Source organism: Streptomyces sp. NPDC055400, assembly GCF_053644375.1.
Genome location: NZ_JBSHLM010000012.1, coordinates 327,156 through 350,882, shown reverse-complemented (window position 1 = coordinate 350,882; position 23,727 = coordinate 327,156). Strand labels below are relative to the sequence as shown.

Genomic DNA, 23,727 nt, shown 5'->3' with positions numbered 1-23,727 from the left:
ATTGTCTATGGCCGCGATGCTGGCCACGGCGGGCGTGGAGGGGGGGGGCGCCTCGCTGGCCTGAAGCCACCCATTCACCGACGCCCGCGGGCCCGTTCCTTCGGTCGGGGCCCGGCGGCCGTTTCACGTTCGCGTGCGCGGGGTCAGAACGGGTAGCCCGCCACGTCGCCGCGCACCGTCGTCCACCGGGTCTCGGTGAACGCCTCGATGTTCGCCTCGCCGCCGAAGCGGGCGCCCGTGCCGGACGCCGCGACCCCGCCGAACGGGGCGACTGCCTCGTCGTTCACCGTCTGGTCGTTGATGTGGACGATGCCGGTGGGGATGCGCTCGGCGAGGTCGAGTCCGCGCGCGGGGTCGCGGGTGACGATGCCGAGGGAGAGGCCGTACGGGCTCGCGGCGGCGAGCGCGGCCGCCTCGTCGGTGTCGGTGAAGGACCGGACGGGTGCGACGGGGCCGAAGACCTCCTCGGCGTATGCGGGCGTGCTGTCGTCGACGCCCGCGAGGACCGTCGGCCGGTAGAAGAGGCCGCGGTGCGTGCCGCCCGCGGCGAGCTTCGCCCCCGCGGCGGTGCTGGCCTCCACCAGGCCGTGGATCTTGGCGAGCTGGGCCGCGTCGATGACGGGGCCGAGGTGGACCTGTTCGCGGTGCGGGTCGCCGACGGCGAGGCAGTCGGCCTTCGCGGCGAGGCGTTCGACGTACTCCTCGTAGAGCGAGGCGTGGACGAGGTGGCGGCCGGTCGTCATGCAGATCTGGCCCTGGTGGAAGAAGGAGCCCCAGGCCGCGGTGGAGATGACGGCGTCGAGGTCGGCGTCCGCCAGGACGATCAGGGCGGAGTTGCCGCCGAGTTCCAGGTGCGCGCGCTTGAGGTGGCGCCCCGCGGCCTCGCCGACGGCCCGGCCCGCGCCGGTGGAGCCGGTGAAGGAGATGACGGGGACGTCCGGGTCGGCGACGAGCGCCTGGCCCGCGTCCGCCCCGCCGGGCAGCACGTGGAGGACGTCCTGTGGCAGGCCCGCGGCGGCGAGGACGGCCGCCAGAGCGAGGCCGCCGCAGACCGCCGTGCGGGGGTCCGGCTTGAGGACGACGGCGTTGCCGAGCGCGAGGGCCGGGGCGACGGAGCGGATGGAGAGGATGAGCGGGGCGTTGAACGGGGCGATGACGCCGACGACACCGGCGGGGACGCGGCGTGTGTACGAAAGGCGCGGCGCCTCGCTGGGCAGGACCTGGCCGGTGGGCCGGGACGCGAGGGCGGCGGCCTCGTAGCACTCCTGGGCGGCGACGTGCAGCTCGAAGTCGGCCTTGCCCGGGATCGATCCCGACTCGCGCACGAGCCAGGTGCGCAGCTCCTCGGCCTGCTCGGTGAACAGGTCGCCCGCGCGGCGCAGGACGGCCGCGCGCGCGAAGTGGGGCTGCCGGGCCCAGTCGCCCTGGGCCGCCGCAGCGGCCTTCGCCGCGGTGCGGACGTCGTCCGGGGAGGCGAGCGTGACGGTGGCGAGGCGATCGCCCGTGGCGGGCTCCGTGACCTCGTGCTCATCGCCCGACAGCGGGCGGGCCTGCCAGGTCTTCGGGTCGAGCAGGGGCATGCCGGATCTCCGATCGGTCACTGATCTCCGGGGCGGCGCGCGGGACGGTGCGCCGGCCCATGTTGTTGAGCACGCAACATCCTAGTCGCGTGGGCCGTGCGGGGCTTCGGTCGTCAGGTCGACTGTCTCGCCACGACGCGGGCCCGGAGCATGTCGTGCGACTCGGTGACGGTGCCCGGGTCGCGTACCAGGCGGTCGACGAGCGCGGCGAGCTCCTGCCCGGACGGCAGCTCGATACGGACCGTGCTCAGCCGGGGCCGCAGCAGCCGCCCGAGCATCAGATCATCGGCCCCGATGACAGCCGTCTCCTGCGGAATGCCGACGCCCGCGTCCTGGAGCGCCCGCATCAGGAGCATCGCGTACTCGTCGTTGTACGCGAACACGGCGTCGAGCTCCAACTCCCTGATCCTCGGGACCAGTTGGGCGGCCGACTCCTCGTCGTAGGCGAGAGGCAGCTCGAAGACCGCGGCGCCGGTACCGAGGACCTCGTTCCGTATGCCTTCCAGGCGCGGCCGCGCGAAGTGGTCGAGGCCGGGCTCCGTCGGCAGGACGACGCCGATGCGCCGCCGGCCGCGTGCGACGAGGTGGGCGCCCGCGCTGCGGCCGACCTCACGGTGGTCCATGAGCAGCGCGTGCGCGCCCTCGGCGCGCTCCGGGCCGACCGTGATGACGGCCCTGGCACCGGAGCGGCGGAGCACCTCGACGCCCTCGGTGCCCAGGTCGGGCGGTGTGAGCACCGCGACCGGGCGCAGCTCCGCCCAGGCGCGCGCCGCGTCGTCGCCGCGCAGACTGACGCTGCCGTACTGCACGACCGTGTAGTCGAGACGGCTCAGCGCCCACTGGAGGTCGTTGAAGAACGTGTTGTAGAGCGGTCCGGCCGGGACGCTCGGGGAGGGCATCAGGACGATGCGGGTGTGCCCGGCGCGCAGGCTGCGGGCCGCCGCGTGCGGCACGTAGCCGAGCTCCTTCGCGGCCTCGTGGACGCGGCGGCGGGTGGGTTCACTGATTCTGACGGCGCTGGTGTTGTTCAGGACGTAGCTGACGGTGGCGCGCGAGACCCCGGCGAGCCGGGCGACGTCGGCGCTCGTCGGCGCCGGGCTCGGCGCGGCGGACTCCCGTGATGTGCGGGCGGACTGCTGCTTCGGTATCTGCACCATGACGCACCGCATCTTTCCAGACGGGTGCGACCGTGTTCCCGGCCGGGCATACCGGCCGGGGTCCGCGACCGCTAGCGTGCGTGCACTCAAGCGTTCGAAGTTCCGAAGTTCCGTATCCCGCATGCCCGGTGTTCGGGGGTGGGGCTGGGGCGGTTGACTGCGCCCCGCATCTCCACAACTCCTCCGCACGGTGGCGGATGTTGCGGGAGCCGTTCCAGTCCGCGTGTGCAACGACACCGCAGGACCGGCATACGAAGCGGGCCTGACTGGCCCGGTTCGCCTTGTCGATGTGCCCGCATTCGGCGCAGGTGCGGGAGGTGTACGCCGGATCGACGTGCACCACGGGTACCCCTGCCTTGCGGGCCTTGTACGCGATGAATTCTCCGAGCTGGGCAAAGGCCCAGGAGTGGAGGGTGGCCCTCCCCCACTGCCTTAAGGGCGTGGGAGGTACCCCCAGGCTTGCGAAGCCGTACCCGTGCGCGGATGCCTGTCAGGTCTTCCAGGGCGATTCCGCGACCGGTGCGTTCTGCCTCGGCCACCACATGTTTCGCGATCTTGTGGTTGATGTCCCGTACCCGCCGCGCCTCCTTACGGCGCCGCTTCTTCAACCGGCGCTTGGCGGACGGGGTGTTCTTCTTCTGGAGTTTCGTACGCAGGGTGCGTTCGCGCAGGCGACCGTGATTGAGCCGGCGTCCGGCCATGATCTGACCGTCCGAGGTGGTCGCGATGTTCACGATCCCCAGATCGACCCCGAGAAACTCCGTGACGCCGACGTTCAGTTCGGCCTCGGGGACCTCGCACGTGGCGATCAGGAACCACATCGCAACCTGCACCCACACTTGCTGTTCGCTACGGACCTGATCGAGTTCAACGGTGAAGAGGAACGGGTCACGCACCCCGGGCCAGCACCGCCCACAGGCCCGGGTCCTCGAAGTTGAGGGCCCACAGCACCGTGTTGCACACCCCGTAGCGCCGCAGCACGGGCAGGTGCGCCTCGGTGCCGCGCGCGTCCTGATACCAGACGGTGCGGACGGTGCCGTCCTCCTGGTACGTGAAGTGCGGGGTCTACGAGGCCGGGTCGAGCCCGTAGGGCGCGCCGACGGTCTTGCGCAGGGCCTCCGCCTCCTTCGAGGTGACGTGCCGGGCGCCCTCGCCGCCGGACTCGGCCCAGTCCCAGCCGTAGGCGGGCAGGCCCAACTCGATTCTGTCCAGGGGGATTTCGGCCGTTGCGCGGCGCAGGATCTCGTCGTACCAGGCGGTGGAGGAGAGCGGCCCAGGAGTGCCCGTGGCGTAGTGCAGGTTGTAGGCCATGATGCGTACGCGGTCGGCCGCCTGGCCGAGGCTCCGGTAGTCCCAGATGCGGCCCGTCGTGGTGGTCTCGGGGTTGACGGTGGCGAAGCACACCTTGCCCAGCGCGTGCAGCCCCGAGCACAGGTCACGCACGAGCGCGGTGTAGCCCGCGCCCACGGTGCGGTAGGTGGCGTCACCGGTCGCCGCGATGCTCTCGTAGTCGAGATCGATCCCGTCGTACGCGCGGCTGCGGACGAGGGCGAGGAGTTCCGTGATGTGTTCGGCGCGGCGGTCCGGGCTGGTGACGACGGCCGCGAGGGCGCCGGGCTCCATCTGTTCCATGACGGTCGGTACGACCTGGATGCCCGCTGCGTGCAGTCCGTCGATGATGCGCCGGTCCCCCGCTCCGGGGTGCCCGTCGATGCGGGTCGCGGACTTCGCCGCGTACCAGAAGGGGCTGATGGTGCGGAGTTGGTCCGCGTGGGTGAGGGCGTCCTGGTAGGCGCGTTCCTGGTCCCAGTACGGCAGCCAGGCCGAGACGGTGCGGGGCGGGGGCGCGGCGCCGCCCCGGGCGGAGGTGAGGGCGGCGCCGCACAGCGCGAGGACGATGGCACCGGTGAGCGCGAGGAGAGACAGGGGGCCCGGGCGTATGCGACGTGGGCGTCGTACGACTCGGGCGGTTATGGGGGTCTTCATGCGCCGAGCCTGTGTCCCACCGGCCGGGCCCGCTCTGCGGGTTGGGCCAGTCAAGCCCTAACGTGACCCGCGTGACTGCCTTCATCGATGACCCGCATGCACACGAGCACCCCGGCCGTGCCGGCGCCACCGCCACGGTCGAGGCCGCGCCGCGCGAGGTGGGCCGGGTGCGCACCGAGTACGCGCCCGCCCACGACGGCGACCCCGATCCCGGCGAGATCGTCTGGACGTGGGTGCCGTTCGAGGAGAACGACGGCCGCGGCAAGGACCGTCCCGTGCTCGTCGTCGCCAGGGAGGCCGCCGGCACGCTGCTCGCGGTACAGCTGTCGAGCAAGCGGCACGACCACGACAGAGAGTGGGTGCCGATCGGCAGCGGGCCGTGGGACACCGCGGGCCGTGACTCGTGGGTGGCGATCGACCGCGTCCTTCGGGTCCACGAACGGGGCATGCGGCGCGAGGCATGCGCCCTGGACCGCATGCGGTTCAACCTCGTGGTGCTGCGGCTCAGGGAGCGGTACGGCTGGCGCTGACCGCCGGCGGGGCCGCGAAGGCCCGCTCGAAGGCCGTCCTGGTCCGTGCGTCCGGCGTGCGGTCCAGGACGCCGAACACGATGTGGTCGAAGCGGCCCGCGAACCGGCCGCCCTCGTCGAGGAGCGCCCGGAACGCGGCGGCGACCTGCGCCGGGTCGTTCTGGAAGACCCCGCAGCCCCAGGCGCCGAGCACGAGGCGCCGGTAGCCGTGCGCCGCGGCCGTCTCCAGGACCCGCTCGGCCCGTGACGCAAGGGCTCCCGCGATCTCGCCTGCCCGCTCCGGGGCGCTGCGGCGGATGACGCCCGCGTTCGGCGCGGGGGAGGTGAGGAAGCCCGCGGCGTACGGCTCGTCGAGCAGCCGTCCGCGGTCGTCGCGGAAGACGGGGACGCCGGGTGAATGGATCACGCGGTCCGTGTAGAACGGGTCGCGGTTCTGGCGGTGGTGATCGTAGAAGTCGCGGGCCCGCAGCAGGCACGTGTACAGGGCCGAGGCCCGGCACACGGCTTCCTCCTGGGCCTGTGCGCCGTTGAGATAGCCGCCGCCGGGATTGCGGGCCGAGGCGAAGTTCAGGACAGCGACCGGGCCTTGACCGGCGGTCACCAGACGGTGCGCGGCCTCCAGGCTGGACTCGCCGGTGACCTCGACGGCCGTATCCGCGGGCCGGCCCGGCTCGGGCACCTCGACCGGGGCCGGGCCGTACGTGCGGGTCGCGTCCCGCGCTGCCGCCACCGCGTCCGCGATCGGCACCACCGCGCCGCCAGGCGCCGTGTACCGCCCCGCCGCGACGATCTCCTCCGTCTGCTGCGCGATCCCCCGCAGCCGGGCGCTCACGCCCGCTCCCCCGTGGTCGTCCTCATGAACGCATGATGTGCGCCGGGCGACTCCGCGAGCAACAGTTTTTCACCGTCCGAGGGGCACTCTTGTGCGATTCGCCGTGAGGGTTTTGGGTGGTACGAGCACTGCCCCGGCCCGGCCCATCCCCGTCGAGTCGACGGCACGGCCCCCACCGGGGACGATGAAGGCGAACTGATCAGGAGGATCCTGAACATGCCCGAAGGAGACTGTACGGAGCTCGGCACGGCGGCCCTGGTCACCGAGGCCGAGGTCGAGGCGCTGGTCCGCGGGATCTGCTTCAAGACCGGACCGCCTCGCACCGTGGGTGTCGAGGTGGAATGGCTCGTTCACGAGCCGCGCAGGCCGCGGCTCCCCCTGTCACCCGAACGGCTCGACGCGGCGTACGCCGCACTGGGCGCCCTGCCCCTCAGCTCGGCGCTCACCGTGGAACCCGGCGGCCAGCTGGAGCTCAGCTCCCTGCCCGCCTCATCGCTCATGGACTGCGTCTCGGCCGTCTCGGCCGATCTGACGGCGGTCCGCACCGCGCTCGCCGCCCGTGGCCTCGCGCTGACCGGCCTCGGCACCGATCCCTGGCGCCCGCCGCGGCGGCTGCTCCACGAGCCGCGCTACGACGCCATGGAGTCCTGGTTCGACCGGACCGGACCCGCGGGCCGCGCCATGATGTGCTCGTCGGCGTCGGTGCAGGTCTGCCTCGACTCCGGGTACGAGGAGCCCGGGCCGCTCGGCCACGGCAGACGGTGGCGGCTCTCGCATCTGCTCGGCGCCGTCCTGGTCTCCGCGTTCGCCAACTCACCGATGCTGTGCGGGCGTCCGACCGGCTGGCGCTCCACCCGCCAGGCGGTGTGGGAGGAGATCGACCCCGGCAGGTCCGGGGCACCGCCCCTCGACGTGGAGCCGCGCGAGGCCTGGGTCCGGCACGTCCTGGACGCGCCGGTGATGTGCGTCCGCAAGGACAGCGGGCCCTGGGACGTGCCCGACGGCATGTCCCTGCGGACGTGGCTGCGTACCGGTGGGCCCCGGCCCGCCACGCGCGGTGACGTCGAGTACCACCTGTCCACCCTGTTCCCTCCGGTTCGCCCGCGCGGCCACCTCGAACTGCGCATGATCGACGCGCAGCCGGGCGACGACGGCTGGATCGTGCCGCTCGCCGTGACGACCGCGCTGTTCGACGACCCGGAGGCCGCCGAGACCGCGTACCGCACCGTGAAGCCGCTGTCCGAACGGGCGGGCCCGCTGCCCGCGCCGCACAATCAGCTGTGGCGCGACGCGGCGCGGCACGGGCCCTCGGACCCCGAGCTCGCCGAGGCGGCCGTCGCGTGCTTCGCGGCGGCGCTCGACGCGCTGCCGAGGCTCGGCGCGTCGCCCAGGGTGCTCGCCGCCGTCTCCGCCTTCATGGACCGCTATGTCGTGCGCGGCCGGTGCCCCGCCGACGACGTGCTCGACCACATCGATGCCCCCGCCCCCGGGAGGACCGTCACCTCATGACCGCACAGAGCCAAGACACCGCCCCGGACCCCGAGGCGCTGCGGGAGCGCGCGCGGACCGCGCTGCTCACCGCGAGGGACCGCACGACGCTGCTCACGAGCTGCGTCGAGGGGCCCGAACTGACCGCGCAGCACTCACCGTTGATGTCGCCGCTGGTGTGGGACCTGGCGCACATCGGCAACCAGGAGGAGCAGTGGCTCCTGCGCGCGGTCGCGGGCCGCGAGGCGATGCGCCCGGAGATCGACCCGCTGTACGACGCCTTCGAGCACCCGCGCTCCGAGCGGCCCAAGCTGCCGCTGCTCGCGCCCAAGGAGGCGCGCGGTTACGCGGCCGAGGTGCGGGGCCGCGCGCTCGACGTCCTGGAGAGCACGCCGTTCCACGGCACCCGGCTCACCGAGGCGGGGTTCGCCTTCGGGATGATCGCCCAGCACGAACAGCAGCATGACGAGACGATGCTGATCACCCATCAGCTCCGGTCGGGCGCGGCGGTCCTGACGGCCCCGGACCCCGGCCCCGTCTCCCCGGCGTTCCGTGGACCGTCCGAAGTCCTGGTGCCCGGCGGCCCGTTCACGATGGGTACGACCGCCGAGCCGTGGTCGCTGGACAACGAGCGGCCCGCGCACGCGCGCCTCGTCCCGCCGTTCCACATCGACACGGCGCCGGTCACGAACGGCGCGTACCTGGCCTTCATGGAGGACGGCGGCTACGACAGCTCCCGCTGGTGGACGCCCGAAGGCTGGGCGCTGGTGCGGGACAACGGCCTGCGGTCGCCGCTGTTCTGGCGGCGTGAGGCAGGGCAGTGGCTGCGGCGCCGCTTCGGGGTGACCGAGGTGGTCCCGCCGGACGAGCCCGTCGTGCACGTCAGCTGGTACGAGGCCGACGCGTACGCGCGCTGGGCGGGGCGGCGCCTGCCCAGCGAGGCCGAGTGGGAGAAGGCGGCCCGCTTTGATCCCGCGTCCGGGCGGTCGATGCGCTACCCGTGGGGCGACGCGGACCCGACGCCGGAGCGCGCCAACCTCGGCCAGCGCCACCTGCGCCCGGCCCCGGCGGGCAGCTACCCGGCCGGTGAATCCCCGCTGGGCGTACGGCAGTTGATCGGCGACGTGTGGGAGTGGACGTCGAGCGACTTCCTGCCGTACCCGGGGTTCGTGGCCTTCCCGTACAGGGAGTACTCGGAGGTGTTCTTCGGCCCGGACCACAAGGTGCTGCGCGGCGGCTCGTTCGCCGTGGACGCGGTGGCCTGCCGCGGCACGTTCCGCAACTGGGACTATCCGGTGCGCCGGCAGATCTTCGCGGGCTTCCGCACGGCGCGCGACGGGGAGGGTGCCTGATGTGCCGGCAGCTGGCCTATCTGGGCCCTGCGGTGCCGCTCGGCGACGTGCTCGTGGCGCCGCCGCACAGCCTGCTGCGCCAGTCCTGGGAACCGCGCCGCCAGCGGCACGGCACCGTGAACGCCGACGGCTTCGGCGTGGGCTGGTACGCGGACGGGGACCCGGTGCCCGCGCGCTACCGCAGGGCAGGACCGATCTGGGGTGACCAGTCGTTCGCCGACCTCGCCCGGGTCGTGCGCTCGGGGGCCGTGCTCGCCGCGGTCCGCGACGCCACGCTCGGCGGCGCGGACGGCGAGGCAGCGGCGGCGCCGTTCGGCTCCGGCCCGTGGCTGTTCTCCCACAACGGCGCGGTGAAGGGCTGGCCGCGCTCGCTCGCCCCGCTCACCACAGCGGTGCCGCCCGTCGACCTGCTGTCCCTGGAGGCCCGCTGCGACTCGGCGTTCGTCTGGGCTCTGTTGCTGTACCGGCTGCGCTCGGGCGACGACCAGGGGCAGGCCCTCGCCGACACCGTCCTCGAAGTCGCCGAGGCCGCACCCGGATCACGGCTCAACCTGCTCCTCACCGATGGAGAGACGATCACCGCGACCGCCTGGGGCGACAGCCTCTGGTATCTCACCGAACCCGGCCGCAGCACCGTCGTCGCCTCCGAGCCGTACGACGACGATCCGCACTGGCGCGAGGTGCCGGACCGCACCTTGCTCGCCGCGAGCCGCACCGACGTCCTTCTGACCCCGCTCAAGGAGCCCTCCGCGTGAGCCCGTACCAGCTGACCCGCACCCTGCCCGAGGACGCCACCGGCGCCGCCCTGCGCGCCGATGTCCTCAGCGGCCTGACCGGCACGCCGAAAACGCTGCCGCCCAAGTGGTTCTACGACGCGCGCGGCAGCGAGCTGTTCGACGAGATCACGACGCTGCCCGAGTACTACCCGACGCGCGCCGAGCGGGAGATCCTGCTGGCCCGCTCGCAGGAGATCGCCGACGCCACCGGCGCCCGCACCCTCGTCGAGCTGGGCTCCGGCTCGTCGGACAAGACCCGCCATCTGCTCGACGACCTGCCGGTCCTGGAGACGTACGTCCCCGTGGACGTCAGCGAGAGCGCGCTGCGGGGCGCCGCCGAGGCGCTCGGCGCCGAGCGGCCCGGGCTGGACATCCACGGGCTGATCGCCGACTTCACGCTCGGACTCACCCTGCCGGACACTCCGGGGCCGCGCCTGGCCGCGTTCCTCGGCGGCACGATCGGCAACCTTCTGCCGGCCGAGCGCGCCGCGTTCCTGACCTCCGTACGCGCCCTGCTGCGGCCCGGCGACATGCTGCTGCTCGGCACGGACCTGGTGAAGGACGAGTCGGTCCTCGTCGCGGCGTACGACGACGCGGCGGGCGTGACGGCCGCGTTCAACAAGAACGTGCTCAGTGTCATCAACCGCGACCTGGGCGCCGACTTCGACCCGGGCGCCTTCGAGCACGTCGCCCTGTGGGACGCGGACAACGAGTGGATCGAGATGCGGCTGCGCTCCACGGCCGCACAGACCGTCAAGATCCCGGCGCTCGGCCTCGCGGTCGACTTCGAGGACGGGGAGGAGATCCGCACGGAGATCTCGGCGAAGTTCCGCGAGGAGGGCGTGCGGGCCGAACTGGCGGGCGCGGGGCTGCGCATGACGCACTGGTGGACGGACGCGCAGAACCGCTTCGCGCTCTCGCTCAGCCTCGTGGACTGACGGCCCCGGACCCCGTAGCGGGCGGCGGGTCACGGTCCGCTGGCGTCCAGCTCCTTGGTGATCCGCCGGGAAGCCGCCCCGGCCGCCTCGGCCGGGTCGGCCCCGGCGAGCACCTTCGACATGTACGCCTTGATCGGGTTGTCGGCCTCGACCCTCGCCCACAGCGGGGACACGGGCGTGGCCCGGCCGCGTGCGGCGCCCGCCGCCATCGCGGCCACGCCCGGCTCGGCGGCGACGGCTTCGCTGAGCGTCGTCTTGTTGGGCACGTAGTTCATGGTCCTGGCCAGGTCCTTCTGCCACTTCTCGCCGACCAGGGCCTTGACGACCGCGACGGCTCCGTCGCGGTCGTCGGTGTTCTCGGGCACGACCAGGTCGGAGCCGCCGGTGAAGACGGACCCGGGCTTGGCCGCCGTCTTGCCGGGGATCGGGAAGTAGCCCAGCTTTCCCTTGAGTTCGGGGTTCTGCTGCTCGACGGCCTGGGCGACGCCGGGCACGGCGACGATCTGGCCGACGTCGCCCTTCGCGAACTCGCCCGACTGCGGAGGGTGTTCCTCGTCGGCGTCCTTGGGCCCGTGGCCGAGCGCCTGGAGCTGCCGGTAGAACTCCATGCCGCGCAGGGCCGCCGGTGACTGGAGGCTGCCCTCCCAGATGCCGCCGTCCTCCGTGGCGAGGTCGCCGCCCTCGTCCCAGATGAATCCGGCGAGCGTGTACCAGTCCTGGCCGGCCAGGTAGATGCCCTGGTCACCATGGGCGTTGAGACGCCGTGTGTCGTCGAGCCACTCGGCGCGGGTGCGGGGCGGCCTCTTGATGCCCGCCTTGGCGAACAGGTCCTTGTTGTAGATCACCACTCGGTTGGCCGCGTACCAGGGGATGCCGTACTGGTGCGAGTGGAACATGCCGGGTTCGGCGAGTCCGGGCAGCCACTCCTCCATGCCGAAGTCGCGCGCGGACTCCAGGCTGAGGTCGAGCAGTCCGCCCTCGTCGACGTACTGGGGCACCTGCGTGTTGCCGACCTCGATGACGTCGGGCGCCGGTCCGTCCGCCGCGTCGCCGCTGGCCGTGGCGCCCTTGTCCTGGGTGAGGGCCGCGCTCACCTTCTCGCCGATGCCGGTCCACTCCTGGATACGGATGTCCAGGCGCAGGCCGGGGTTCTTGTCCTCGAAGCTCTTGGTGAACCGATTGAGGAACGCGTCCGACGCGCTGTCCTTCATCAGCCAGACGGTCACCGTGCGCTCCTCGTCGCCCGCTCCTGGCAGATAGCCGCAGCCCGTGAGCAGCGAGGCGGACACGAGGGCGAGGGGGACGAGGGACGCGGCGGCACGGCGGTACTTCACGTGGGTCACTTTCTGCCTGCGGACAGGGAGGGGAGGCCCGACGTGGGGGTGAGCGTGACGCTCGCACGGGTGTGGCTGGATTTTGGTATGGACCAATCGAACGGTCAAGGGGGTGACGGCGGGTAAGTCGAACATCTGCGCTCTCGCTCGCGGTCCACGGTGACCTGAGGCACCGTGGAGGGACGTCCACCGCACGGGCCGAGGAGGCCTTCATGTCCAATCACACGTACCGGGTCACAGAGATCGTCGGCACCTCCCAGGAGGGCGTCGACCAGGCCATCCGCAATGGCATCGACCGCGCCTCCCAGACGCTGCGCGGCCTGGACTGGTTCGAGGTGTGCCAGGTACGCGGCCACATCGAGAACGGGCAGATCGAGCACTACCAGGTCGGCCTGAAGGTCGGCTTCCGGCTGGAGGACGAGGCCTGAGCGTGCGCGCCGGGGCCACTCAGTTCCGGCTCTGAACCCGCGTGCAGAGTCCGCTCAGCTCCGGCCCCGAACCCGCATGCCGGGTCCGCTCAGGTCCGCCCCGCGCGCTCCTGGGCGTCCTTCAGCGCCTCGGAACCGCTCGCCCAGCGGGCGCGTACGACGGTGAAGCCCGCCCGTTCGGCCTCGTCGCACACGAGCTGGTCGTCGTCGACCAGCATGCGCACCTCGCGGCCGCGGGAGAGCGTGCGCAGCGTCTCCAGTTTGGTGCGGCGCGCGGGCCTGCGGTCGTCGTTGCGGCGCATCCGGACGCGCCGCTCGGGCAGGCCCTGTCCGGCGAGCCAGGCCACCGTGTCGGCACGGCACCGCTCCGGCCTGCCCGTGAGGTAGACGACCTCGCGCTCGAGGGCGCTCTCCAGGGCCGGCTCGACGCCGCGCGCGAGCGGCGGATCTTCGGGCGCGGCCCCGAAGAAGGCCGACCAGTCACGCGGGGTGCGCTCCAGGAAGCGCTGCCGGTGGGCCGTGTCGGCGCGGGTGTTGTCGAGGTCGAACACGGCCAGGGGCCTGGCGAGAGGTCTGCTGTTGCCGATCACACGCCGAGCGTAGGGAATCCTGAAGAGGCACAGGCGTTGAACGGTGTGTGAGCTCAGTGATCGCATCGACCCGGTTCTCCGTCCTCGACCGTTCGCGCACCCGTGAGGGGCACGACGGGCCCTCGGCGCTGCGCGACACCGTGCGCTTCGCGCGCGAGCTGGACGCGCTCGGCTATCACCGCGTCTGGGTGTCGGAGCACCACGGGGTGCCGGGCGTCGCGGGGTCCGCGCCGACCGTGCTCGCCGCGGCGGTCGCGGCCGCCACCCGCACGATCCGGGTCGGCACCGGCGGCGTGATGCTGCCCAACCATCAACCCCTGGTGGTGGCCGAGCAGTTCGGGGTCCTGGAGTCGCTGTTCCCCGGGCGGATCGACATGGGTCTCGGCCGTTCGGTGGGCTTCACCGGCGGGGTACGCAAGGCGCTCGGGCGGGACAAGGATGCCGCCGGCACGGACGACTTCGCGGCGCAGCTCGCCGAACTGCTCGGCTTCTTCCGGGGGACCTCCGCGACCGGGGTACGCGCACGCCCCTCGGACGGGCTGGCCGTCCCGCCGTTCGTGCTTGCCATGGGCGAGGGCGCGACGATCGCCGCCGAGGCCGGAGTCCCGATGGTGATCGGCGACCTCAGGAACCGCGAGAAGATGCTGCGCGGAATCGACCACTACCGAGCCGCGTTCCGGCCGTCCGCGTGGGCGGGCGAGCCGTACGTCGTCGTCTCGGGGACGATCGCGGTCGCCGGGAGTCCGCAGGCGGCCCACCGCCTGCTGGTCCCGGAGGCCTGGTCGATGGCGTACTCCCGCACCCACGGCACGTTCCCGCCGCTGCCGCCCGCCGAGCGCGTGGAGGCGCTGACGATGACGGCGAAGGAGCGGGACTTCTACGAGTCCGGGCTGCGCGGCCACATCGCGGGCACGCAGGACCAGGTCGCGGACGGGCTGGAGACCCTGATCAAGGAGAGCGGCGCGCAGGAGGTCCTGGTCACGACCAGCTCGTACGACCGCGAGGGCCTCCTGGAGTCCTACCGCGGGCTCGCCCGGGTCGCGGGGCTGCGCCGGGCCTAGAATCGTGGGGTTTGCCCCCTCGCGTGACAGCACATCCAGCGCCCTACGGAGCCCGCCCCATGCACGAGCCCGACCACGATCCGTTCGTCCGTGTGCGGGGTGCCCGTGAGCACAATCTGCGGGGCGTCGACGTGGACATCCCGCGCGACGTGCTCGCCGTCTTCACGGGGGTCTCCGGCTCCGGGAAGTCCTCGCTCGCCTTCGGCACCATCTACGCCGAGGCACAGCGCCGCTACTTCGAGTCCGTGGCCCCGTACGCGCGCCGGCTCATCCACCAGGTCGGTGCGCCCAAGGTCGGCGAGATCACCGGGCTTCCGCCGGCCGTCTCGCTCCAGCAGCGCCGCTCCTCCCCCACCTCGCGGTCCTCCGTCGGCACGGTGACGACGCTCTCGAACTCGCTGCGCATGCTGTTCTCGCGCGCGGGCGACTACCCGCCCGGCGCGGAGCGGCTCGACTCCGACGCCTTCTCGCCGAACACGGCAGCGGGGGCGTGCCCCGAATGTCACGGGCTCGGCGTGGTGCACCGCACGACGGAGGCGCTCCTCGTACCCGACCCGTCGCTGTCCCTGCGCGAGGGCGCGATCGCCGCGTGGCCGGGTGCCTGGCAGGGCAAGAACCTGCGCGACGTCCTGGACGCCCTCGGGTACGACGTCGACCGGCCCTGGCGTGAACTGCCTCAGGGCGAACGCGACTGGATCCTGTTCACGGACGACCAGCCCGTCGTCACCGTGCACCCCGTGCGGGACGCGGGCCGGATCCAACGCCCTTACCAGGGCACGTACATGAGCGCGAACCGCTACGTGCTCAAGACGTTCGCGGATTCCAAGAGCCAGACGCTGCGGACGAAGGCCGAGCGGTTCCTCGACAGCGCGCCGTGTCCGGTGTGCGGTGGGGCGCGGCTGCGGGCCGAGTCGCTCGCGGTGACGTTCGGCGGACGGACGATCGCCGATCTCGCGCGTCTGCCGCTCGCGGACCTGGCGGAGATCCTCGACGCCCCCGGCGACGCCTCGGAGACGGCGCGGGTCCTCACCGGCGACCTCCTGGCCCGGATCGCCACCGTCGCCGAGCTCGGCCTGGGCTATCTCAGTCTGGACCGTGCCACACCCACGCTGTCCGCCGGTGAGCTCCAACGCCTGCGCCTGGCCACGCAGTTGCGCTCCGGACTCTTCGGCGTGATCTACGTGCTCGACGAGCCGTCGGCGGGCCTGCACCCGGCCGACACGGAGTCGCTCCTCACCGTCCTCGACCGGCTCAAGGCGGCCGGCAACTCGGTGTTCGTCGTCGAGCACCACATGGATGTCGTCCGCAAGGCCGACTGGCTCGTCGACGTCGGCCCGCTCGCGGGCGAGCACGGCGGCCGCGTCCTGCACAGCGGCCCCGTCGCGGACCTCGCGTCCGTCGCGGAGTCGGCGACGGCCCGCTTCCTCTTCGGCCGCGAGCGCGTGCCCGTGCGCACGGTGCGGGAGCCGCGCGGCCGGCTGAAGGTCGGCCCGGTGACCCGGCACAATCTGCGCAACGTGTCCGTGGACGTACCGCTGTCCACGTTCACGGCCGTCACCGGCGTCTCCGGGTCCGGGAAGTCCACGCTCATCGGCTCGATCACCGAGGACCTGGAGGGCGTGGGCCGCCTCGTGGTCGTCGACCAGAAGCCGATCGGGCGCACCCCGCGCTCCAACCTGGCCACATACACGGGCCTGTTCGACGTCGTACGCAAGGTGTTCGCGGCCACCGACGAGGCGAAGGCCCGCAAGTACGGCGTGGGGCGCTTCTCGTTCAACGTGGCCGGCGGCCGGTGCGAGACGTGCCAGGGCGAGGGCTTCGTCAGCGTCGAGCTCCTCTTCCTGCCGAGCACGTACGCACCCTGCCCGGACTGCGGCGGCGCGCGCTACAACGCCGAGACGCTGGAGGTCACCTACCGGGGGCGGACCATCGCCGAGGTCCTCGATCTGACGGTGGAGAGCGCGGCGGAGTTCTTCGCGGACACTCCGGCCGTGGCGCGCAGCCTCGGCACGCTGCTCGATGTCGGGCTCGGCTATCTGCGGCTCGGGCAGCCCGCCACCGAGCTCTCCGGCGGGGAGGCCCAGCGAATCAAGCTGGCGAGCGAGTTGCAGCGCGGGCGGCGCGGTCCCACGTTGTATCTGCTCGACGAGCCGACGACCGGTCTGCATCCGGCCGATGTCGACGTTCTGATGCGGCAGTTGCACGGGCTCGTCGACGCCGGGCACACCGTGGTGGTCGTCGAGCACGACATGGCGGTGGTCGCGGGCGCGGACTGGGTGATCGACCTGGGGCCGGGCGGCGGCGACGCGGGCGGCCGGATCGTCGCCGCGGGGCCGCCGACGGAGGTGGCGCGGGCGAGCGGGAGCGCTACGGCTCCCTATCTCGCCCGTGCCCTTCCGCCGGGCGCTGTGCCGGAAGCGCGGTCCTGAACCTGCGGGCCGTACGCGGCTGGTCGCTCCCCCAAGTTCTCGGCTCCGCTCGAACAGGGGGACCCCCATCGCGGCGGAGCCGCGTATCGGCACAGCCCGCGCCCCCGAAGCACCGGAGTTCGCCGTACCCCCTTCGGCGAGTCCTCAGGCCACCAGCACGGTGTGGGTCCTACGGGGCCGGCCCGTCGTCCCCGGCTCGGCGGCCCGGGCCAGCGAGCGGCGGTCGAGGTGAGAGCCCGGCGGGATCACGTCCCGTATCTCGACCTCGGCCACCACCCCCCGTGTCGACGCCACCCGCCACAGCGAGGCGAGCAGCGTGTCGTCGCCGACGAACGCGGCTGCGGTGCTGGCCGCCCCGTCCGCGAGCCGGTACCGGAGGCGGACCGGCTGGACCGGGACCCCCGCGTCCAGCGCGGCCTGGAAGACGGCGCGCCGGAACTGCCCCTGCGCGCGGCCGCACCAGGTGCTGCCCTCGGGGAACGCGACGACCGCGGAGCCGGCCCGCAGCGCCTCGGCGACGCGGGCGACCGTGTCCGGGAGGGCACGCAGCCGGTCCCGCTCGATGAACAGGACGCCGCCGCGCGCGACCACCGGCCCGGCCAGGGGCCACCGCCCGATCTCCGCCTTGGCGAGCATCCGGGCCGGGCGCACGGCGCCGAGCAGCGGGATGTCCAGCCAGGAGATGTGGTTGGCGACCAGGAGCAGACCGCCGGTGGGTGCGGCGGCGGTGCCGGTGACGCGGACCTGGACCCCGATGGCCCGCGCGATCGCCCGGCACCACCACCTGACCAGTCCGGCGGGGATCCGCCCGCCGAGCGGTGACAGCGCGATCCCGGTCAGGACCAGGACAAGGACCGCCGTCATCCGCAGCACGGCCCGGGGTACGGCCGTCGCGGACCCCGCCGGCTCCACGCATGCCTTCGGGGTGCAGGGCGCGCTGGGCAGCCAGACGCTCATCAGGCCGGGGCGAGAGAGAGGAAGTGCCGCAGATAGCGCGGGTTGACCCGGCGCATCGACAGCAGCACGTACAGGTCGGCGACCCCGAAGTCCGGGTCGTGGGCCGGCTCCGCGCACACCCAGGCGCCGAGGCGGAGGTAGCCGCGCAGCAGCGGCGGAAGCTCGGTGCGGGCGGGGAACTCCACACGCTCCGCGTTCCACGGCAGCAGCGCTCGTACGCGGTACTCCTCGGGAGCCAGGTACTTGGTGCGCACGCGGTCCCAGGTGCCCGCCGCGAGGGCGCCGCCGTCGGCCAGCGGGATGGAGCAGCAGCCGGCCAGCCATTCGTGGCCGCGGTCGACCATGTAGCGGGCTATCCCGGCCCAGATGAGCCCGATGACGGCGCCGTCCCGGTGGTCGGGGTGCACGCAGGAGCGGCCGACCTCGACGAGGCCTGGCCGGATCGCGTCGAGAGCGGTCAGATCGAACTCGCCCTCCGAGTACAGTCGTCCGGCGACGGAGGCCCGCTCCGGCGGCAGCAGCCGGTAGGTGCCGACGACCTGGCCGGTCACCGTGTCGCGGACGAGCAGGTGGTCGCAGTACGCGTCGAAGGCGTCGACGTCGAGGCCCGGATGCGGGGTGGTGAGCAGGGCGCCCATCTCGCCCGCGAAGACGTCGTGCCGCAGCCGCTGCGCGGCACGGACGTCGTCCTCGTCGCGGGCCAGGGTGACGGTGTAGCGGGTGGGTGCCTCGGGCTGTGGGGGACGGTCGAGCGTGGTGACGCCGGTCATGGCTCTCTCCTGGTCACGGGCCGGTTCGGCGGAGCGGTGGGCGGGCCGCACTGTCGTACGGCCTGCCGCTCCTGTTCTTCCGATACCGGTTGTCGTGTACGTGACCTGTGACAGGAGAGGGGATGTGGGGATGTTGAATGCCAGGAGCGCCGGTGAAAGCGAGACGGGGCCGGGGATGAGCACCACTCCCGGCCCCGCCCGTCCGCACATTGACGGCGAACGACGTACGGCTAACGCCTGCCCGCCTTACGGGTCGCGCGCAGCCATTCCCTGTTCATCCCGGTGATGGAGACCAGCGGGATTCCCTTCGGGCAGGCGGTGGCGCACTCACCGGTGAGGGTGCAGCCGCCGAAGCCCTCGGCGTCCATCTGCCCGACCATGTCTAGGACGCGGGTCTCGCGCTCGGGCGCGCCCTGCGGCAGGACGTTGAGGTGGTTGACCTTCGCCGAGGTGAACAGCATCGCGGAGCCGTTCGGGCAGGCCGCCACGCACGCGCCGCAGCCGATGCACTCGGCGTGCTCGAACGCGAAGTCCGCGTCGGGCTTGGGCACGGGCGTGGCGTGCGCCTCGGGCGCGGCCCCGGTCGGCGCACTGATGTAGCCGCCGGCCTGGATGATCCGGTCGAACGCGGTGCGGTCTACGACGAGGTCCTTCACCACGGGGAAGGCGGAGGCGCGCCACGGCTCGATGTCGATCGTGTCGCCGTCCTTGAAGGACCGCATGTGGAGCTGGCAGGCGGTGGTCCGCTCGGGGCCGTGCGCGTCGCCGTTGATGACGAGCGAGCAGGCTCCGCAGATGCCCTCACGGCAGTCGTGGTCGAACGCGACAGGGTCGTCGCCCTTGAGGATGAGCTCCTCGTTGAGCGTGTCGAGCATCTCCAGGAACGACATGTCCCGCGAGATTCCGTCCACGTCGTACGTGGACATGGCGCCTTCGGCGTCGGCGTTCTTCTGGCGCCAGACGCGCAGGGTGAGCTTCATGCGTAGCTCCGCTGAGTGGGGTGGACGTACTCGAAGACGAGGTCTTCCTTGTGCAGGACGGGGGCGTCGCCGGTGGCAGTGAACTCCCAGGCGGCCGCGTAGGAGAACTCCTCGTCGCGGCGGGCGGCCTCGCCGTCCGGGGTCTGCGACTCCTCGCGGAAGTGGCCGCCGCAGGACTCGGCGCGGTGCAGCGCGTCGAGACACATGAGCTCGGCGAGCTCCAGGTAGTCGACGATGCGGTTGGCCTTCTCCAGCGACTGGTTGAACTCCTCGCCGGTGCCCGGCACCTTGATGCGCCGCCAGAACTCCTCGCGGATCTGCGGGATCCGGTCGAGGGCCTTGCGCAGGCCTTCTTCCGTACGGGCCATGCCGCAGAACTCCCACATGAGTTCGCCGAGTTCGCGGTGGAAGGAGTCGGGGGTGCGGTCGCCGTCGACGGCGAGGAGGAGGTTGATCCGGTCCTCGGTCTCGGCCAGCACGTCCTGGACGACGGGGTGTTCGGCGCTCAAGGCGTCGTCGATGGAGTGGTGCGGGTTGCGCGCAAGATAGTCGTTGATGGTGGACGGCAGGACGAAGTAGCCGTCGGCGAGACCCTGCATGAGCGCGCTGGCGCCCAGGCGGTTGGCGCCGTGGTCGGAGAAATTGGCCTCGCCGATCGCGAACAGGCCGGGGATGGTGGTGGAGAGGTCGTAGTCGACCCACAGGCCGCCCATCGTGTAGTGCACGGCGGGGTAGATCCGCATGGGCGTCTCGTACGGGTTCTCAGCGGTGATCCGCGCGTACATGTCGAAGAGGTTGCCGTACTTCTCCTCGACGGCCTTCTTGCCCATGCGGCTGATCGCGTCGGCGAAGTCGAGGTACACGCCCTGGCCGCCGGGGCCCACTCCCCTGCCCTCGTCGCACACGTTCTTCGCGGCGCGCGAGGCGATGTCGCGGGGCACGAGGTTGCCGAACGCCGGGTAGATGCGCTCCAGGTAGTAGTCGCGCTCGCCCTCGGGGATCTCGTTCGCCGGGCGCGTGTCGCCCTTCGCCTTCGGTACCCAGATGCGTCCGTCGTTGCGCAGCGACTCGCTCATCAGCGTCAGCTTCGACTGGTGGTCGCCGGTGCGCGGGATGCAGGTGGGGTGGATCTGGGTGAAGCACGGGTTGGCGAAGTAGGCGCCGCGCCGGTGCGCCCGCCAGACGGCGGTCGCGTTGGAGTTCATGGCGTTCGTCGACAGGTAGAAGACGTTGCCGTAGCCGCCGGACGCGAGGACGACGGCGTCGGCGAAGTACGTGTCGATCTTCCCGGTGATCAGGTCGCGGGCGACGATGCCGCGCGCCTTGCCGTCGACGACGATCACGTCGAGCATCTCGGTGCGCGCGTGCATCTCGATGTTCCCTGCGGCGATCTGCCGTGACAGCGCCTGGTAGGCACCGAGGAGAAGCTGCTGGCCCGTCTGGCCGCGGGCGTAGAACGTACGGGAGACCTGGACACCGCCGAAGGAGCGGGTGTCGAGCAGGCCGCCGTACTCGCGGGCGAACGGGACGCCCTGCGCGACGCACTGGTCGATGATCTCGACGGAGATCTGCGCGAGGCGGTGGACGTTCGACTCGCGGGCGCGGAAGTCGCCGCCCTTGACCGTGTCGTAGAACAGGCGGTGGACGGAGTCGCCGTCGTTGCGGTAGTTCTTCGCGGCGTTGATGCCGCCCTGCGCGGCGATCGAGTGGGCGCGGCGCGGGGAGTCCTGGTAGCAGAACTGGACGACGTGGTAGCCCTGTTCGGCCAGCGTGGCGCCCGCGGAGCCGCCGGCCAGGCCGGTGCCGACCACGATCACGGTGTGCTTTCGGCGGTTGGCCGGGTTGACCAGCTTCGCCTCGAAGCGGCGGGTGTCCCAGCGCTCGTTGACGGGGCCCTCGGGGGCCTTGGTGTCGACGACCGGCTCACCGGTCGCGTACTCCGCGTAGGAATTCATGGGTCAGCTCACCACTCCGGTCATGACGCCCACGGGTACGGCGATGAAGCCGGCCGTGAGCAGCAGCGCGAGAACATTGGCGACGGTCTTCAGGACGCGGTCGCGGGTCGCGCTGCCCACGCCGAGGGTCTGCGCCGCGCTCCAGAAGCCGTGCTGGACGTGCAGGCCGAGGGCGAGCATCGCGACGATGTAGACGACGTTGCCGTACCAGGTGGAGAAGGTGTCGATCACGTTCTGGTACGGGTGGCCCGGCTGGAAGCCGCCCGGGTGCGCGGTGCCGGTCGTCAGGTCGAGGACGTGCCACACGATGAACAGCGCGAGGATGATGCCGCCCCAGCGCATCGTGCGCGTGGCGTAGCTCGAACGCGCCTTCTTGTGCACGTACTTGGCCGGGCGGGCCCTGATGTCGCGCCGGCTCAGCTGGTACGCGGACGTGGCGTGCGCGACGACGGCGGCCACGAGCACGACGCGGACGAGCCACAGCGTCCACTCGTAGTGCATGAACGGCTCACCGACCGTGCGCAGCCAGTGGGCGTAGTGGTTGAACTCGCCCGGCCCGAAGAAGATCTTCAGGTTGCCGATCATGTGGACGACCAAGTAGAGCAGCATGATCAGGCCGCTCACGGCCATCACTGTCTTCTTGCCGACGGACGAGTCCCAGAGCGTACGCGTCGTGGACGGCCGTCGGTCCGTCCGTGTTGCCAGAGCCATGTCACGCACGCTAGAGCCGAAGGGCCCGATCGGTCCAAGACATGGTCCGGCTCATTTCCATAGGCGCAGACTATCGAGCGATTACTGTGGGGGTCATGCAGTTCCAGCAGCTCCAGTACTTTGTCGCGGTTGCCGAGACCCGGCACTTCACCCGGGCCGCCGAGGTGGTCCATGTCGCCCAGCCGTCGCTGTCCCAGCAGATCCGGTCCCTGGAGCGGGAGCTGGGCGCGGATCTCTTCCTGCGCGCCCGCGGGAACATCACGCTCACCGACGCGGGCGAGGCGCTCCTGCCGCTGGCCCGCCGCATCCTCGCCGACGCGGACACGGCGCGGCAGGAGGTGCAGGAGCTGGCGCAGCTCAAGAGCGGCCGGGTGCGGCTCGGCGCCACGCCCTCGCTGTGCACGGGCCTGCTGCCCGATGTACTGCGCGGCTTCCACGACCGGTATCCCGGGATCCGCCTGATGATCGAGGAGGGCGGCTCCCACGACCTCGTACGCGAACTCGCGCGCGGCGCGCTGGATCTGGCTCTTGTGGTGCTGCCGCTGCCCGCGCCGGCGCCGGCGCTGACGACCGTGGAGCTGCTGCGGGAGGATCTGGTGGTCGTGTCCTCGCCTGATGCGCCGCGGCCCGGGCGGGGGCGGTCCGTGCGCATTGCCGATCTTGAGGGCGAGCGGCTTGTGATGTTCCGGCACGGCTATGACCTGCGGGAACTGACCGTCACCGCGTGCCGGGCGGAGGGGTTCGAGCCGGACTTCGCGGTGGAGGGCGGGGAGATGGACGCGGTGCTGGGGTTCGTGCGGGCGGGGCTCGGGGTGGCCGTCGTGCCGCATATGGTCGCGACGCGGGCGGGGGCCGATCTGCGGGTGACTCCGCTCGCCCGTCCCGGGCTGCACCGGACGATTGCGCTGGCCCATCGCAGCGATGTGGCTCCGCCTCGGGCCGCGCGGGAACTTCAGCGGATGTTGCTGGAGGGGTGACGTGGTTTTGGGCGGGGGAATGTGTGCGGGTGATTTTTGGGGGGTTTGCGCAGTTCCCCGCGCCCCTGGATTGCGGGGCCTCCGCGGCTTGGTCGGGTGCCGGTGCGTCGTGGGGATTTGCGCCGTTTCCCGCGCTCCTGATTGCGGGTTGTTCCCTGTGCCCCTAGGGGGTGGGGGGTCTGGATGTCAGGCAATACGGCGCTGCCGATGGGTCCTGTAGGACCAGCCAGTGTGCGCCCCTTGATACGAGTTTCGCGCCCAGGGATTCGTGCCAGGCCCGGGTTGCTTCCGTGTTGGTGCAGGCCAGGTCCAGGTGGGCGGCTGTGGGGCGGGCGGCCGCCAGGCGTTGCAGCAGGATTTGTACGGGGAGGTCCGTCGGGGGGCGGATCGTGTGGAACTCCGGCAGCGTGCCCGGCGACGAGGTCCAGGCGGTGAACCCGGTCCAGAAGTCGATCTCCGCCTCGTACATCGCCGGGGGCAGGTCGATGCAGACCTGGTCAAGGCGGCTCGTCGTCCCGTCGGGGCCCGCGACGGGGTCGGGGCGGCGGTGTTCGCCGGACCAGGGGACCAGGCAGAACAGCTGGCCGCCGGGTGAGCGCAGGACCTCGAGGCCTTCCTCCGTGTGGACGGGCGTCGCCCCCAGGTGGCGCGCCAGGCCGGCTGTCCGAGCGAGGTCGTCCACCGCGAAGTCCACGTGTGCGCCGCCGGGGCCGTCGACCGCCTGCGCCTTCAGGCACGGATCGGCGGAGCCGTCCGGCAGCAGCGTCGCGAACTCGTCGTGGTCGCCGCGGGGCGCCGACAGGTGCGTCCCCGTGACCCGCGTCCAGAAGTCGCAGGCCGCCCCGAAGCGCGCCTTTGGCCGGTCGATGAAGGCGTACACCCAGCGGATCACCAGG

Annotated in this window: 21 protein-coding genes and 1 pseudogene; 9 read left to right on the top strand and 13 right to left on the bottom strand. The window is 72.1% G+C overall.

Annotation, left to right across the window (positions count from 1 at the left end):
- Window positions 1–143: 143 nt before the first annotated feature.
- The 4 genes and pseudogenes from ACWIGU_RS30220 to ACWIGU_RS30205 form a co-directional block, all read right to left on the bottom strand.
- Window positions 144–1,580, bottom strand: coding sequence for an aldehyde dehydrogenase family protein (locus ACWIGU_RS30220; RefSeq protein WP_454404856.1), 1,437 nt, complete (start codon window positions 1,578–1,580; stop codon window positions 144–146).
- Window positions 1,581–1,693: 113 nt separating this feature from the next.
- Entirely contained in the window at window positions 1,694–2,737 is a 1,044-nt protein-coding gene (locus ACWIGU_RS30215) for a LacI family DNA-binding transcriptional regulator (RefSeq protein ID WP_454404855.1), read from the bottom strand.
- A gap of 123 nt (window positions 2,738–2,860) precedes the next feature.
- Window positions 2,861–3,561: pseudogene (locus ACWIGU_RS30210) on the bottom strand (RNA-guided endonuclease InsQ/TnpB family protein); the annotation flags it as partial.
- Between the two features lie 241 nt (window positions 3,562–3,802).
- Complete coding sequence (locus tag ACWIGU_RS30205; protein WP_454404854.1) at window positions 3,803–4,723, bottom strand: glycosyl hydrolase family 18 protein; 921 nt, start codon at window positions 4,721–4,723, stop codon at window positions 3,803–3,805.
- Between the two features lie 71 nt (window positions 4,724–4,794).
- Here ACWIGU_RS30205 and ACWIGU_RS30200 point away from each other — a divergent pair, with 71 nt between their 5' ends.
- Window positions 4,795–5,253, top strand: coding sequence for a type II toxin-antitoxin system PemK/MazF family toxin (locus tag ACWIGU_RS30200; RefSeq protein WP_100593005.1), 459 nt, complete (start codon window positions 4,795–4,797; stop codon window positions 5,251–5,253).
- Here ACWIGU_RS30200 and ACWIGU_RS30195 read toward each other — a convergent pair.
- Window positions 5,228–6,085 carry a TIGR02452 family protein gene (locus ACWIGU_RS30195; protein WP_454404853.1) on the bottom strand — a complete coding sequence of 286 codons (858 nt, stop codon included), beginning with the start codon at window positions 6,083–6,085 and terminating at the stop codon, window positions 5,228–5,230. The two genes, ACWIGU_RS30200 and ACWIGU_RS30195, sit on opposite strands and share 26 nt — an antisense overlap.
- Before the next feature lie 216 nt (window positions 6,086–6,301).
- On the opposite strand from ACWIGU_RS30195, the gene egtA reads away from it, so the two are divergent.
- From egtA to egtD, 4 genes are read left to right on the top strand one after another with little or no spacing between them, the layout of a single operon-like run.
- Window positions 6,302–7,594, top strand: coding sequence for an ergothioneine biosynthesis glutamate--cysteine ligase EgtA (egtA, locus tag ACWIGU_RS30190; RefSeq protein ID WP_454404852.1), 1,293 nt, complete (start codon window positions 6,302–6,304; stop codon window positions 7,592–7,594).
- Window positions 7,591–8,925, top strand: coding sequence for an ergothioneine biosynthesis protein EgtB (egtB, locus tag ACWIGU_RS30185; protein ID WP_454404851.1), 1,335 nt, complete (start codon window positions 7,591–7,593; stop codon window positions 8,923–8,925). The genes egtA and egtB overlap by 4 nt, the downstream gene beginning before the upstream one ends.
- Entirely contained in the window at window positions 8,925–9,680 is a 756-nt protein-coding gene (gene egtC, locus ACWIGU_RS30180) for an ergothioneine biosynthesis protein EgtC (protein ID WP_454404850.1), read from the top strand. Before egtB ends, egtC begins: the two co-directional genes overlap by 1 nt.
- A complete protein-coding gene (gene egtD, locus ACWIGU_RS30175; protein ID WP_454404849.1) occupies window positions 9,677–10,639 on the top strand; it encodes an L-histidine N(alpha)-methyltransferase in 963 nt (320 codons plus the stop codon). The genes egtC and egtD overlap by 4 nt, the downstream gene beginning before the upstream one ends.
- Before the next feature lie 29 nt (window positions 10,640–10,668).
- On the opposite strand, the gene ACWIGU_RS30170 is transcribed toward egtD, so the two are convergent.
- Window positions 10,669–11,973, bottom strand: coding sequence for an extracellular solute-binding protein (locus ACWIGU_RS30170; protein WP_454404848.1), 1,305 nt, complete (start codon window positions 11,971–11,973; stop codon window positions 10,669–10,671).
- A gap of 212 nt (window positions 11,974–12,185) precedes the next feature.
- Between ACWIGU_RS30170 and ACWIGU_RS30165 the strand changes: the two genes are divergently transcribed.
- Window positions 12,186–12,401, top strand: coding sequence for a dodecin (locus tag ACWIGU_RS30165; protein ID WP_454404847.1), 216 nt, complete (start codon window positions 12,186–12,188; stop codon window positions 12,399–12,401).
- A gap of 89 nt (window positions 12,402–12,490) precedes the next feature.
- Here ACWIGU_RS30165 and ACWIGU_RS30160 read toward each other — a convergent pair whose 3' ends face one another.
- Window positions 12,491–12,988, bottom strand: a complete 498-nt coding sequence (locus ACWIGU_RS30160) for a phosphatase domain-containing protein (protein ID WP_454404870.1) — start codon at window positions 12,986–12,988, stop codon at window positions 12,491–12,493.
- A 50-nt stretch (window positions 12,989–13,038) separates the two neighbouring features.
- Here ACWIGU_RS30160 and ACWIGU_RS30155 point away from each other — a divergent pair, with 50 nt between their 5' ends.
- The gene (locus ACWIGU_RS30155; RefSeq protein WP_454404846.1) at window positions 13,039–14,052 is read left to right on the top strand and encodes an LLM class flavin-dependent oxidoreductase; all 1,014 of its coding nucleotides are present in this window, start codon (window positions 13,039–13,041) and stop codon (window positions 14,050–14,052) included.
- A 59-nt stretch (window positions 14,053–14,111) separates the two neighbouring features.
- On the top strand, window positions 14,112–16,481 hold the full coding sequence (locus tag ACWIGU_RS30150; protein ID WP_454404845.1) for an ATP-binding cassette domain-containing protein: 2,370 nt from the start codon (window positions 14,112–14,114) through the stop codon (window positions 16,479–16,481).
- A 144-nt stretch (window positions 16,482–16,625) separates the two neighbouring features.
- Here ACWIGU_RS30150 and ACWIGU_RS30145 read toward each other — a convergent pair whose 3' ends face one another.
- The 5 genes from ACWIGU_RS30145 to ACWIGU_RS30125 form a co-directional block, all read right to left on the bottom strand.
- Entirely contained in the window at window positions 16,626–17,438 is an 813-nt protein-coding gene (locus ACWIGU_RS30145; RefSeq protein WP_454404844.1) for a lysophospholipid acyltransferase family protein, read from the bottom strand.
- The gene (locus tag ACWIGU_RS30140) at window positions 17,438–18,208 is read right to left on the bottom strand and encodes a GNAT family N-acetyltransferase (RefSeq protein ID WP_454404843.1); all 771 of its coding nucleotides are present in this window, start codon (window positions 18,206–18,208) and stop codon (window positions 17,438–17,440) included. Before ACWIGU_RS30140 ends, ACWIGU_RS30145 begins: the two co-directional genes overlap by 1 nt.
- A gap of 230 nt (window positions 18,209–18,438) precedes the next feature.
- Window positions 18,439–19,188, bottom strand: a complete 750-nt coding sequence (locus ACWIGU_RS30135) for a succinate dehydrogenase/fumarate reductase iron-sulfur subunit (protein WP_356290882.1) — start codon at window positions 19,186–19,188, stop codon at window positions 18,439–18,441.
- Window positions 19,185–21,143 carry a fumarate reductase/succinate dehydrogenase flavoprotein subunit gene (locus ACWIGU_RS30130; RefSeq protein ID WP_454404842.1) on the bottom strand — a complete coding sequence of 653 codons (1,959 nt, stop codon included), beginning with the start codon at window positions 21,141–21,143 and terminating at the stop codon, window positions 19,185–19,187. The genes ACWIGU_RS30135 and ACWIGU_RS30130 overlap by 4 nt, the downstream gene beginning before the upstream one ends.
- A gap of 3 nt (window positions 21,144–21,146) precedes the next feature.
- Complete coding sequence (locus ACWIGU_RS30125) at window positions 21,147–21,854, bottom strand: succinate dehydrogenase (protein WP_454404841.1); 708 nt, start codon at window positions 21,852–21,854, stop codon at window positions 21,147–21,149.
- Window positions 21,855–21,949: 95 nt separating this feature from the next.
- Between ACWIGU_RS30125 and ACWIGU_RS30120 the strand changes: the two genes are divergently transcribed.
- Window positions 21,950–22,831, top strand: coding sequence for a LysR family transcriptional regulator (locus ACWIGU_RS30120; protein ID WP_383089970.1), 882 nt, complete (start codon window positions 21,950–21,952; stop codon window positions 22,829–22,831).
- 163 nt (window positions 22,832–22,994) lie between these two features.
- Here ACWIGU_RS30120 and ACWIGU_RS30115 read toward each other — a convergent pair whose 3' ends face one another.
- A complete protein-coding gene (locus ACWIGU_RS30115; protein ID WP_454404840.1) occupies window positions 22,995–23,723 on the bottom strand; it encodes a VOC family protein in 729 nt (242 codons plus the stop codon).
- Between the last annotated feature and the right edge of the window lie 4 nt (window positions 23,724–23,727).